The organism is Shewanella electrica, from assembly GCF_022321485.1.
In the GTDB taxonomy this organism is placed as follows: domain Bacteria; phylum Pseudomonadota; class Gammaproteobacteria; order Enterobacterales; family Shewanellaceae; genus Shewanella; species Shewanella electrica.
In genome coordinates this window covers 504800-517985 of record NZ_JAKOGG010000002.1, presented here as the reverse complement: position 1 = coordinate 517985, position 13186 = coordinate 504800, and the positions used below count along the sequence as shown (strand labels likewise).

Here is a 13186-nt window from a genome sequence, read left to right as displayed (position 1 = left end):
TACATTAAACTGAAGCCAGCTGAGTTAGCTAGCGTACCGTACATTAAACTGAAGCCAGCTGAGTTAGCTAGCGTACCTTACATCAAACTGAAGCCTGCTTCCCAAATCGCTTAAGGCAACCGCTATGCTGACTAAAATCAGAAAAATACTCGGCTTGGCTAAGCAACAACGGAAAAAAGCTGAGTTGCCTCAAGGTTTAATCGAACTAGAAGTTGTCAATGCCAAAGGTTGGTGGAATTAGGTTGTACCTGTTAGATGCGCTTACGCAATACAAAAGGGAGCAAAGCTCCCTTTTTGACATCTACCAGTTGCACAAACGCTGCAACAGGCTAAAAACATCAGCTACGCTTCTAGCTTGAGCAAGTCACCACAAGACTTTCTTAGCAATCCAGCACAACGCCAAAGCCCAAGTAAAGCCACCAGTATTGCACCACTGAGAGGGGCTAACCACCACCATAAGTAATGTGCCGACACTTGCAGTTCAAAGATCTGTGTTTTCAAAATCCATAATGCAAATTCAGCAACGGTTACTGCTAGTACGCCAGCAACGCCGCCGAGAATGGCAAATTCGAGTGTAGTCGCCCAACGAAGTAGTCCACCGGAGGCACCGAAAGTTCTCAGCACTGCCAGTTCTTTCTGGCGACTCGCCATGCCCGCTTCAGTCTGTGCGATCATCACCAATGCACTCGCCAAAATAACCATCACCAACACTAATGTCAGCGCCAACGACACCTGCGAAACGATGCCACGCAACTGTTCCATCATGGCGCCGATATCAATAATCGATACCGTTGGAAATTGTTTGATCAGCGCCAGCACCACATGCTTTTGCTCGTCGGCCAAATGGAAACTCGCCATCGAGGTAAACATAAACGGGGCCAATGCTTCTTTGGAGAAAATCATAAAGAAGTTAGGTTGTAATGTTTCCCATTGCACCGAACGGATACTGGCAACTTTTACATCAACCGCTTGGTTATCGATGATAAAGGTTAACTTGTCTCCCAGCGAAATGCCTAAACGCTCTGCGACGCCTGACTCGACAGACACTTCATCCGCACTCTGATTAAAGTGCCCTTCTAAAATGTCGTTGTTTGGCGGTAAAGTGTCTCGCCAGGTCAGATTGAGTTCACGCGAGATCCCTAATCTGCCGCGCTCGCCCTGCTCTTGCTGCTCGCGGGTAATCACTTCTTCATCATTGATGGCACTTAATCGACCACGGATCACCGGATAGATATCCGTTGCAACAATTTGATGGCTATCCATAAACGCCTGTAACGGCTCAACTTCTTCAGGGGCGATATTGACTAAGAAATAATTGGGCGCATCTTCAGGCAGCTGTTTTTGCCACTCATTGAGCAGATCTTGACGTAACGCCAAAATCGTTAGTAACAACACTAATGCGCTGGAAAAACCAACCAACTGGATTGAGTTTTGCCGCGCGCGCCGACGCAACCCCGCCAGCGCTAACGACACAGGGCTGGTCGTTTTCATACCCACCGAACGACCTAAGCGGATCAGCAGATACCCCATCAACACCAACAACAAGCCCAATAACACCACACTCGCTACGACGGTTAACGTCAGTGTTAACGAACGCGAGTACATCCAGCCCAGTAACGCCATTGCGGCCAAACTGAGTAGTGGATGTAACCAATTAGCAAACTTGGACGTTTCTAAGTCGCGTTGTAATACACGCAGCGGCGGAATGGCGAGCAACTTCATCAACGGGAAGGCAGAAAACATCAACGCACTGATAAAACCCGTCGCAATGCCCAGCAGCACTGGACGCCAAAGCGGCGCTTCGTATGCCGCAATTTCAGCAGGTAATGCGGGCGTGATCGCCATATCAAGTAGAAAACCGCCAAATAGTCCGAGTACCACGCCAACACATGTCACCAACAGTAGATGCATACCAAACAGTGAGCGGATCTGTTTTGCCGATGCCCCAAAGGTTTTTAACATGGCAACTACGTCGTAGTGACGTTGGCAATAACGTTGGGCTGCAATACCAATTGCCGCGCACGCTAAAGCAATCCCCAACAAACTAGCTAACAGTAGAAAACGTTCCGCACGATTTACCGCTGATGCTATTGGAGAATCGCCAGATTGCACATCAACCCAGCGTTGTGAATTACTCAGCAGCGGCTTGGCATACTCTTCAAACGCGGTTAACGCATTCGCATCACCAGCAAATTGATACAGATAAGTCACCCGACTTCCCGGCTGCACTACGCCGGTAGCAGGCACGTCATCCAAACGCATCATCACCACCGGTGACGAAGCAAACAGGTTAAAGCCACCATCGGGCAGGCGCAAAATTTCGGCGGCCATTGTTAGCCTACTGTTACCTAACTCCACTTGCTGTGGCGAATTGAGTAATCCCGCCAGACGCGTCTCATACCAAAGCTGCCCATGCTGTAGGATTTGCCCCTCACCAGCAGCTAACTCCACTTTACCTTTGAGTGGATAGTGCTCATCTACCGCACGTACGGTCACTAATTGAAACGCTTCGCCCGCGTACACCATCGAGTTAAACTGCAAGCTGCGCGACAATTGCAGCCCAAGCTGCTCACTCTGAGTGAGAATTTTCTCGTCTAGTGGCTGCGGTGAGTTGATGATGCGATCTGCGGCGATAAACTTGGCCGCTTGACCGTTGATTGCCACCTGCAATCGCTCACTCACTCGCGCTAAGCCGGTGACAGACAGCACCGCTAACGTCAGCGCCAGAATAATCAGCAATAGTTGTCCTTGCTTTAATTCGCGATTAAATAGCCGCCAAGCTAATTGCCATTCCATCAGCTTACCTCCTGCTCCTGCGGCGCCAGTTCAAATAGCTGACCATCGGCCATCTCAAGTTGGCGCTGACAACGCTTGGCTAATTGCAAATCGTGTGTCACTAGCACCAAGGTGGTGGCGCTTTCGCGGTTCATGGTAAATAGCATGTCTGCGACACGATCGGCGTTGTGCTTATCAAGATTTCCGGTTGGTTCATCGGCAAACAGCACTTTGGGCTCCGCGATAAACGCCCGGGCAATCGCCACTCGCTGCTGCTCACCACCGGACAATTGCTTAGGCAAGTGCCCCAAGCGGTGTGCAAGCCCGACCCGATTAAGCATCTGTTCCGCTTTGGCGCGCGCATCTTTGATGCCGGCCAATTCAGCGGGGAGCATGACGTTTTCTAACGCCGTAAGCGTGTCAACCAACATAAATGATTGGAAGATAAAACTGATTTTCTGCTTACGCAGCGCGGCCTTTTGCTCTTCATCTAAGCCAACCAATGATACGCCGTCTAAACTGATTTCACCTTCGCTTGGCGAATCTAACGCGGCTAACAAACCCAGCAGGGTTGACTTACCCGAGCCAGACGGCCCTAAGATAGCGACGCTTTCACCATGCTTGACATCCATATTGATGCCTTTCAGGATAGTCAGCTCACCTTCCTGTGTTGTTACTGTCTTAATCAGTTGGGAAACTTTTATGGCACTGTTGTTCAAAATCGCTTCCTTATGTTTTCGTCCTGTGGCGCTATTACCACTGTGTTTGGTGATGGTGTCTGTCTCTAGCCATGCTGCCACAATGTTGATTGTGGGCGATAGCCTTGGCGCAAGTTATGGCCTGAATGAAAAAGATGGCTGGGTTGAAGGGCTTCGTAAAGCTCTTCCTGAGCATACATTAGTCAACGGTTCGGTAAGCGGTGAAACCTCCGCAGGAGGTCTTAGGCGACTACCAGCATTGCTTGACTCTGCTGCACCTGACATCGTTTTAATAGAACTTGGTGGAAATGATGGGTTAAGAGGCTTTCCACCGCAACAGCTACAAAACAATCTTACAAAAATGATCGCCTTGGCTAAGCAATCTGGCGCACAAGTTATGCTCTCCGAAGTCATGGTGCCACCGAACTATGGCCCGCGCTATGAAAAAGCGTTTATGAATGTGTATCAGACACTTGCGCAAGATAGCGAAGTCACGTTAATTCCATTTTTTATGAAAGAAATTGCGCCCCATCCAGAGCTGATGCAACGGGATGGCATCCACCCCAACAAACAAGCTCAACCCAAAATCACCGAGTTTATGCTGCCTTACGTTGAAAAAGCGCTTAACAGCGTGAGTGCAAACACGGTAAATCACCCTAACCAGCAACAATTAAGCGCGAATTAAAAATTACAGCCATTTGTGGTAAATCTGCATTGGTCGCCCTAACAGCTCGCTCATTCCCATAACATGCATATGTAATTTTTGAGCGAGCTTAGCAGAACCAATATTATCCGGATCGATAAGTGCAATAACATCTTGGCAATGACAATAGTCTGGCATCACAGCTAACACTGCCAATGCCGCTTCATAGCCAATACCTTTGCCCCAATAAGGTTTGAAGTACCGATAACCAAGTTCCACCTTGTCAAAATCGGGGAGATATTTAGGCCCACAAAAACCAATCACTTCGCCATTCTGTTTATGTTCAACAGCCCAGCGGCCAAACCCCTGTTGCCGATAATCTTCTAAGATAACTTCGCGTAAGATTTTCTCAGCCTCCACAACACTGGCTGATGGTTTACCCGGAATAAACTGCATGATCTCTGGACAAGAATTAAGCGCATATAAGCTAGCAGCATCGCGTATTTCAAACTCGCGGATGACTAATCTTCCGGTTTCACAAATTATCACCAGATCTCCTTTCCATTAGAAAAATTAATACAAAGTAAAAGATACATGAAAAAATATCTCTCATAAATCATGCGCTAATCTATGTTTTCGAATAAGACTCAGGACTACAATACGCACAAAGTTTAACCGCCCCCTTGGAGTCAATATGTCACAGTCAAAACTTTATGTACCGCTTTCAACGCGTACCAACCAATATATCAGCGCTGACCTTAAATTGACCGACGAACTGTTGGCAAATTACACCGATGTCAGCCAATGCTACAAACAAATTGCCGAAGAATTTTTTAAGCTGACAGATGTGCACCAGTTATTCAATGTGCACGTTATTGCTAACGATAAATTGCCAGTAGTGCGTTTTCATACAGAGGCCTACACGCTGCAAACCGCTGAGCAGATCCTGTTTTTCTACGACCCAGAACATCACGAAGCACAGAACCTGTTCTTTGATGCCAACTATCGTGCCCGCAAACTGCGCTTTCTGTTCCTTGCTACTGGCAACGATATTCGCGCCAACGCCGCCGCATTCCACAATAACGTGCGCATGGTAATGAATAAGCTGATGGCGGTACTGCCAAAACAATCGCAGCCGTTAAAAGTGCGTGATCACCAACAGATGTCATATGACCTGTTCGCAGCAGCGAAAGGTAGCGCTGAAACCTATGGCTACAAACTGCGTAATATCTACATGCGTTACAAATCACGCGGCTGTGAACTACCTGCTGACTACACGTCTACCGCACACGTAAAAGTGACGTTGCCATTGTCACGTCAATTAAAACAACGTTTACAAGCCGAAGCACACACAACCCAAGGCCTGTACCAATATTTGCAAGATCATTTCCTCACCGCAGTTAACCAACGTCATCTGAAACATGTGGCGATGGTAGGAAACGGTTTAACACCATTGGTGCGTAACAGTAAGTTTGAAAAACTGGGGAAAACCGCGGAAACACAGCACATTGGCTTTAATCCACAAGATAACGAGCCACAATTTCAAGCGTATTGGGACGGCAACCACATGGTGGAAGCGGTAGATTTTATCTTAGTGGCGACTCAGCAAGATTATGCCGAGCCAGGTTACTGCCGCTATATGAACCAAGTAGAAGCAGCATTAAAAGACTTTGCTAAATCTATTGGTTTGGAACCTAAAAAACAGGTGCTGACGGTTCGTTTCTATCAACACATCAGCTACTTGCTCTAAATTATTCCAACTCTCGCCATTGCAACATGTGGTGATTTAGAGTGAAAAGCAAAAGGCCAGTGAAATACTGGCCTTTCTATTACGCACACGATGAGTGCGATTACACTGAGCGGTTACGCGATATCAAACTATCTAAACAACTGTTCACCAATACTGACGCGCTATGTCCCAGTTTATCCGCCAGCTTCTTCTTAATTTGGTACTGCACTTTCACTACTTTGCGCTCACCCGCAAGCCGCATTAACAAATCATCGCTGGTGCCGATTTGATCAATTAAGCCTAAATCAAGTGCTTGTTGACCGAACCAATGTTCGCCGGTCGCCACTTTGTCTAATTCAAGCGTTGGACGATATTGACTAACAAACCCTTTAAACAATTGATGAGTCTGTTCCAACTCTTCACGGAATTTCTCGCGGCCTTCGTCAGTGTTTTCACCAAACATGGTTATCGTACGCTTGAATTGACCCGCGGTGTGCTGCTCGTAATCGATGTCATGTTTACGCAACAACCGGTTGAAGTTTGGCAACTGCGCCACCACACCAATTGAGCCAACAATCGCAAATGGCGCGGCAATGATGGTGTTAGCCACGCAGGCCATCATATAACCGCCGCTGGCAGCGACTTTATCTACGCAAATGGTCAGCGGAATATTGGCTTCACGGAAACGAACTAATTGGCTTGAGGCCAAACCATAGCCGTGCACCATACCGCCGCCACTTTCTACATTGACCACGACTTCATCATCTGGTGTGGCAATCGCTAACACCGCGGAGATCTCTTTACGCAGCGAGGCCACTTCAGCCGCCTCAATGCCGCCTTTAAAGTCCATCACAAATACACGTTGATTTGGCGTATCAGCTTTAGCTTTTTGTTTGTCAGCCGCTTTTTGTGCCTTTTCATATTGCTTAAACGCTTTCTTATCCATTAATTCAGCATTCAAGTGATGTTTTAGCGAATCAAGTTCATCAGATAAATCAGACAAACGCAGTTCACCTTTTTCAGACTTAGGCTTAACGGCGGCACCGACAATGATTGCCACAACAATAGCAACAGCCACGACTACCGTCGCCACCTTGGCAAAAAACAGCCCATATTCGTATAAAAATTCCAATGTTTTTATCCTGTTACTTAAGGCATAGAGGGTCTAATGGTCCGCCATTCTAGCAACTGTTACAGCGGATAAGAAAACTATTTCTGCGGACAAGGCCGGTTGAAAAGTAAATCGCCATAAGTCAGTCCAAATCGATAGAGAATCGCCATGAATAATTATGGTAATATGCCGCGAAATTTGATCTGGTTAACATATTGGAATCCCATGACTCGCACATTTATTCCGGGCAAAGATGAAGCCCTCGAAGTGTCCATCAACACCATGCAACAACGTTTGGTGAACTTAGGCTTTGACATTGAAGAGGCCTCTTGGCTGAATCCCGTACCGAACGTATGGTCAGTGCACATTCGCGACAAACAATCTCCAGCCTGTTTTACCAACGGTAAAGGTGCCAGCAAAGATGCGGCACTAGCGAGTGCATTGGGTGAATATTTTGAACGATTAGCTTGTAACTACTTTTTCGCTGACTTCTACATGGGTGAAAAAATAGCTAATAGCGAGTTTGTACACTATCCCAACGAAAAGTGGTTTCCAATTGCTGAAGGCTGGCCAGCGGGCTTGATGGATGATTACCTGAAAGAACATTACGATCCAGAGCAAGATGTGGCGATGTCACAACTGGTGGATGTGCAATCCTCTAACGAAGCACGCGGCGTTTGCGCCCTGCCGTTCGAGCGCCAATCAGATGGTCAACAGGTTTATATTCCAATGAACATCGTTGGCAACTTGTATGTGAGTAACGGCATGTCTGCTGGTAACACTAAGACAGAAGCGCGTACCCAAGCGCTGTCAGAGTGTTTTGAACGTTACGTGAAAAACCGCATCATTGCAGAGTGTATTTCACTGCCAGAAATTCCAGCGGAAGTATTAGCTCGCTACCCAAAAGTGGTTGAAGCGATTGCCAAGTTAGAAGCCGAAGGCTTCCCTATCACCTGCTTTGACGCCTCTTTAGGCGGCGAGTATCCAGTGATCTGCGTGACCCTGTTTAACCCAGTTAACGGTGGTTGTTTCGCATCATTCGGCGCTCATCCACGTTTTGGTGTGGCATTAGAGCGTACCGTAACTGAACTGTTGCAAGGTCGCGGCCTGAAAGATCTCGATATCTTCCCTACTCCTTCATTTAACAATGACGAAGTGGCCGACCACACCAACATTGAAACCCACTTTATCGATTCATCAGGTTTGGTCTCTTGGGATCTATTCAAGCAAGACAGTGATTATCCATTTGCAGATTGGGACTTCTCAGGCTCGACTCAAGAAGAATTTAGCTTCCTGCTGGAAAAATTCCGCCAGTTAGGCGCCGACGTCTATATCGCTGACTATGAACACCTTGCCACTTACGCCTGCCGTGTATTGGTACCAGGTTATTCAGAGATCTACCCAGCCGACGATTTGCATTTTGCCAACAACAACCGCGGTACAGCATTGCGTCGTTTAATGGATAAATGGCTCAGCGGCGACGCCGACAGCGAACTGGCAGCAACCATTCTCGAAGAAGTTGATGCACTCAATGTCGATGAGTTCCAACCATTAGATCAGTTACTTGGCATTGCGGTAGACAACAACAGCCCTTGGTCAACGCTGCGTATCGGCGAACTGCGTTGTTTGTTGGCGTTGGCTTTAGGTGAATTGGAAGACGCATTAGATTGGGCACAGTGGACGGTAGACTTTAATGCCTATGGTATTACAGCGGATCGCCAACCACGTTTGCGTTTCTACCACGCTGTGCTGGCTATTTTGCAAGCGCAGGAACAAGAATTGGACTTGGAACAGTATCTGCCGCAGTTCAAGCGTATGTTCACTGCAACGCATTTGGATGCTGCATTAGCGCACATCAACCAACAGGCTTATGGCTACGATCTACACTTAGCTAACGGCATTACCGGCTTTACTAAACATCAATCGTTGATTGCTGCTTATGACAAGTTACAACGTGCCAAAGCGGCTCATGGTAACTGGCCGAAGTAAACGTATGAATTAGAAACAAAAAAACCGGCAAAAAGCCGGTTTTTTGTAGTTTGATATTTACTTAGCTGATACAGCAGTGTTGACAGGCGCTGATTCAGTTTTGGTCGCTGGCACTTCTTGAGGATCGCGAGCACCAGAGAGTTTCTCAGTACCTAACAATCCCAGTCCAACGAAGAAGGCTCCACCAACGATATTACCCAAAGTCACTGGGATCAGGTTGGCCGAAATCACATGAGCAATATTCAGCGATTCCAGCACTTCGGCAGTATAACCATGCGCCAACAGTACATCTGTAGGAATAACTTCTTTAAATACTAAGCCCAACGGCAGCATGAACATATTGGCGATACTGTGCTCAAAACCTGTGGCAACGAACAGCGCGACCGGCAGGATGATCAGCATAGCTTTAGTGCCGGTATCTTTTGCAATGTACGCCAACCACACACCCAAACACACCATGATGTTACACAACACACCTAAGAAAAAGGCTTGGCTCCAAGTGTGATGCAGTTTATGCAGTGAAATACCAATCACATTGATACCCCACTCACCACCGGCCACTAAATTAACCCCCGCACCAGTCACCAAAGCAACTAAGATAAGCGCACCAACCGCATTACCTAAGTAAACTTCTACCCAGCATTTTAGGGTACGTGACCATGGTACACGGCCATGAACACAAGCAACGGTAGTCAGTACGGTACTGGTAAACAACTCCATGCCGAATAGCACAACCAAGATCAAACCTAAGCTAAATACTGCGCCGCCGACGAGGTGAACCATGCCCCAGTGTGCTTCTTTAGTTCCAGTCGTCACCGTCACATAAAATACGAAAGCCAATCCAATAAAAAAGCCGCCGTAAAGCGCTTGCGCAAAACGATGCAGCGAGTTTTTATTGACTTTGCTTTCGCCACTATTGATGGCGTTTTGCAAATGTTCAGAGAACTGTTTCATTTTTACTACCTCTTCAGAGCGTCAGCCGACTACCGGGGGCAAATACTCACTATCACCACCAATACAGAAACCGGCATGCCTAACGAAAAATAATGTTAAAAATTAAGAAACATCTGATTTACACACTGAAATTGCAAAACTACATCACCGTCAAGATCTATTTGGCACTCGAACCTAAAAAAAATCAATAAACACGCTGCAAGATGCTAGCTAGATCTCACTTCCAATGGAGTTTTTCGTTTTGCTCAATGCGTTATTCCTTGCACATGATCGGTTGATCACGCGCAAGCGAAAGTTGAAAAATCAGAGACCACATCGACCCCACCACACTCCAATCTATTTGAACGCTGCATATTTGGCCGTTTAGTCTCATAGAACTACCGACAGTCATAACATTAGCGATTACGAAACTACGATCACAGTTTTTGACCACATTCCTTACTAGGATGAATTGTCAGCTAGTAATGTGAGCGGTTAACACACTTGCCCTGTATTAACCCAATGCCAAAAGAACTACGCGATTCGCATCAAATAGATGAAGCGTCAATGTAAAGACATTAATAATCGATTTGGATTTGTATTATTTTACGATAGGTTTAACTTTATTAGCAATTGCTACAATAAGTTAGATGTAATTTAACTACAATTTTTACGAACAACTGGTTAATTACTCAACGGACCTAGCTCTTATAGCTGGCAAAATTGATACCTCAGTAACAATTTTGCCAATAAGTAGTATAAATAGTCCGGTTTAGGTGTGGCACGGCAACAGATTATGCTAATATCTTTATGGACAATTGGTCTTACCAATTCTGATTGCAGTGTTTATCGTGGCATACAATCGGAATGATGCAGATTGAACGGCAATTACATCCCGGTTTCATCAATCAAGCGAATCGGGGTTTCTGCTAAATAAGGGGTTAACGGCCCGTACAAACAGTCAGGCCCAGTAATCCCGCCCACTTTATCAACGAAAAGGTGAAGTACGATGACCGAAACAACTGATCTGTTCCAAAAAGCATGGGAAGGGTTTGTTCCTGGTGACTGGAAAACTGAAGTCAACGTTCGTGATTTTATCCAGAAGAACTACACTCCTTACGAGGGTGACGAAGCATTCTTAGCAGGTCCTACCGCTGCCACCACCACTTTGTGGGACAAAGTGATGGAAGGCATTAAGCTGGAAAACAGCACACACGCCCCAGTAGACTTCGACACCGACAAAGTCTCTACCATTGATTCTCACGACGCCGGTTATATTCAAAAAGATTTAGAAACCATCGTAGGTTTACAAACAGAAGCGCCACTGAAACGCGCTTTGTTACCTAACGGCGGTATTCGCATGATTGAAGGCTCATGCAAAGCCTATGACCGTCAATTAGATCCACAACTGGACTACATCTATTCCGAACTGCGTAAAACTCACAACCAAGGTGTGTTTGACGTTTACACTCCAGAAATTCTGGCATGTCGTAAATCAGGCGTATTAACTGGTTTGCCAGATGCATACGGCCGCGGTCGTATCATTGGTGACTACCGTCGTATCGCGTTGTACGGTATCGACTACCTGATGAAAGACAAATTCGCTCAATTCGGTTCACTGCAAGCGCAGATGGAAGCCGGCGAAGACTTACAAGCTGTAATTCAGTTACGTGAAGAAATTGCCGAACAACATCGTGCCTTAGGCCAAATGAAAAATATGGCCGCTAAATACGGTTTAGATATTTCTGGCCCAGCAACTAATGCCAAAGAAGCAATTCAATGGACTTACTTCGGCTACCTCGCCGCAGTGAAAAGCCAAAACGGCGCGGCAATGTCATTAGGCCGTACCTCTTCTTTCTTAGATGCCTACATTGAGCGCGATCTGAAAAACGGCGTAATCACTGAAGAACAAGCGCAAGAGATGATTGACCACTTCGTCATGAAACTGCGCATGGTACGTTTCCTGCGTACTCCTGAATATGATGAACTGTTCTCTGGCGACCCAATCTGGGCCACTGAGTCTATCGGTGGTATGGGGATTGACGGCCGTACACTGGTTACCAAAAACAGCTTCCGCTTCTTGCACACACTGTACAACATGGGCCCAAGCCCTGAACCAAACATCACTGTATTGTGGTCAGAAGCCTTACCAGAAGCCTTCAAAAAATTCTGTGCCAAAGTATCTATCGACACCAGCTCTATCCAGTATGAAAACGATGATTTGATGCGGCCTGATTTCGAATCAGACGACTATGGTATCGCCTGCTGCGTAAGCCCAATGGTCATTGGTAAACAGATGCAGTTCTTCGGTGCTCGAGCCAACTTGGCAAAAACCCTGTTGTATACAATCAACGGTGGTGTTGACGAAAAACTGAAAAAACAAGTCGGTCCTAAATGGGGTGCCATCACTGCTGACGTATTAGATTATGACGAAGTGATGACTCGCCTCGATAAAATGATGGGCTGGTTAGCTGACCAATACGTCACTGCATTGAACGTTATTCACTTCATGCACGACAAATACAGCTATGAAGCTGCACTGATGGCATTGCATGACCGCGACGTGCGCCGCACCATGGCTTGTGGTATCGCTGGTTTGTCTATCGCTGCCGACTCACTGTCAGCCATCAAATATGCCAAAGTGAAACCCGTACGTGATGCAGACGGTATCGCGGTAGATTTCGACATCGAAGGCGATTATCCAAAATTCGGTAACAACGATGCGCGCGTCGACGATATCGCATGTGACTTGGTTGAACGCTTTATGTCCAAGATCCGCGATAAGAAAATGTATCGTAACGCGATTCCAACTCAGTCAATTCTGACCATTACCTCTAACGTGGTTTATGGTAAGAAAACTGGTAACACACCTGACGGTCGTCGCGCAGGTGCGCCATTTGCACCAGGTGCAAACCCAATGCACGGCCGTGATGAAAAAGGCGCTATTGCATCTCTGACCTCAGTCGCTAAACTGCCGTTTGCTCACGCACAAGATGGTATCTCATACACCTTCTCTATCGTGCCAAACGCTCTGGGTAAAGATGATGGTGCTCGCCGTGGTAACTTGGCAGCACTGATGGATGGCTACTTTGCTCACAAACCTGGTCATGAAGGCGGTCAACACCTCAACGTGAACGTGATGAACCGTGAAATGTTGGAAGATGCGGTAGCTAATCCGGATAAATATCCACAATTAACTATCCGTGTATCTGGTTATGCAGTGCGCTTTAACTCACTGACTCCAGAACAACAACGGGATGTAATCACCCGTACTTTCACCAAATCCATTTAATCCCAAGGGCTGCAGT

The 13186-nt window shown here is 46.7% G+C and carries 9 protein-coding genes; 4 read left to right on the top strand and 5 right to left on the bottom strand.

Annotation, left to right across the window (positions count from 1 at the left end; translation table 11 throughout):
• Positions 1–342 precede the first annotated feature (342 nt).
• Positions 343–2796 (bottom strand): ABC transporter permease, encoded by a 2454-nt coding sequence (locus L9G74_RS04885; protein ID WP_238895153.1) that lies wholly within the window; start codon positions 2794–2796, stop codon positions 343–345.
• The gene (locus L9G74_RS04880; protein ID WP_238895177.1) at positions 2796–3497 is read right to left on the bottom strand and encodes an ABC transporter ATP-binding protein; all 702 of its coding nucleotides are present in this window, start codon (positions 3495–3497) and stop codon (positions 2796–2798) included. The genes L9G74_RS04885 and L9G74_RS04880 overlap by 1 nt, the downstream gene beginning before the upstream one ends.
• A 49-nt stretch (positions 3498–3546) precedes the next feature.
• Between L9G74_RS04880 and L9G74_RS04875 the strand changes: the two genes are divergently transcribed.
• Positions 3547–4158, top strand: coding sequence for an arylesterase (locus L9G74_RS04875; RefSeq protein WP_238895152.1), 612 nt, complete (start codon positions 3547–3549; stop codon positions 4156–4158).
• Between the two features lie 3 nt (positions 4159–4161).
• Here L9G74_RS04875 and L9G74_RS04870 read toward each other — a convergent pair whose 3' ends face one another.
• Positions 4162–4665: a GNAT family N-acetyltransferase gene (locus L9G74_RS04870; protein WP_238895151.1), complete on the bottom strand. Its 504-nt coding sequence runs from the start codon at positions 4663–4665 to the stop codon at positions 4162–4164.
• A gap of 145 nt (positions 4666–4810) precedes the next feature.
• Here L9G74_RS04870 and L9G74_RS04865 point away from each other — a divergent pair, with 145 nt between their 5' ends.
• Positions 4811–5866 (top strand): DUF3083 family protein, encoded by a 1056-nt coding sequence (locus L9G74_RS04865; RefSeq protein ID WP_238895150.1) that lies wholly within the window; start codon positions 4811–4813, stop codon positions 5864–5866.
• Positions 5867–5966: 100 nt separating this feature from the next.
• Here L9G74_RS04865 and sohB read toward each other — a convergent pair whose 3' ends face one another.
• The gene (sohB, locus tag L9G74_RS04860) at positions 5967–6977 is read right to left on the bottom strand and encodes a protease SohB (RefSeq protein ID WP_238895149.1); all 1011 of its coding nucleotides are present in this window, start codon (positions 6975–6977) and stop codon (positions 5967–5969) included.
• Between the two features lie 204 nt (positions 6978–7181).
• Here sohB and ycaO point away from each other — a divergent pair, with 204 nt between their 5' ends.
• Positions 7182–8945, top strand: coding sequence for a 30S ribosomal protein S12 methylthiotransferase accessory factor YcaO (gene ycaO, locus L9G74_RS04855; protein ID WP_238895148.1), 1764 nt, complete (start codon positions 7182–7184; stop codon positions 8943–8945).
• A 57-nt stretch (positions 8946–9002) separates the two neighbouring features.
• Here the strand turns inward: ycaO and focA are convergent, their stop codons facing one another.
• Positions 9003–9899: a formate transporter FocA gene (focA, locus tag L9G74_RS04850; protein ID WP_238895147.1), complete on the bottom strand. Its 897-nt coding sequence runs from the start codon at positions 9897–9899 to the stop codon at positions 9003–9005.
• 988 nt (positions 9900–10887) lie between these two features.
• Between focA and pflB the strand changes: the two genes are divergently transcribed.
• The gene (pflB, locus tag L9G74_RS04845; protein ID WP_238895146.1) at positions 10888–13170 is read left to right on the top strand and encodes a formate C-acetyltransferase; all 2283 of its coding nucleotides are present in this window, start codon (positions 10888–10890) and stop codon (positions 13168–13170) included.
• Positions 13171–13186: the final 16 nt, after the last annotated feature.

What these genes read in the sequence shown, in the direction of transcription:
- L9G74_RS04875 (WP_238895152.1), top strand. Translation starts at nt 3,547, where the DNA reads ATGGTGTCTGTCTCTAGCCATGCTGCCACAATGTTGATTGTGGGCGAT.
- focA (WP_238895147.1), bottom strand. Translation starts at nt 9,899, where the DNA reads ATGAAACAGTTCTCTGAACATTTGCAAAACGCCATCAATAGTGGCGAA.
- pflB (WP_238895146.1), top strand. Translation starts at nt 10,888, where the DNA reads ATGACCGAAACAACTGATCTGTTCCAAAAAGCATGGGAAGGGTTTGTT.
- L9G74_RS04865 (WP_238895150.1), top strand. Translation starts at nt 4,811, where the DNA reads ATGTCACAGTCAAAACTTTATGTACCGCTTTCAACGCGTACCAACCAA.
- ycaO (WP_238895148.1), top strand. Translation starts at nt 7,182, where the DNA reads ATGACTCGCACATTTATTCCGGGCAAAGATGAAGCCCTCGAAGTGTCC.
- L9G74_RS04885 (WP_238895153.1), bottom strand. Translation starts at nt 2,796, where the DNA reads ATGGAATGGCAATTAGCTTGGCGGCTATTTAATCGCGAATTAAAGCAA.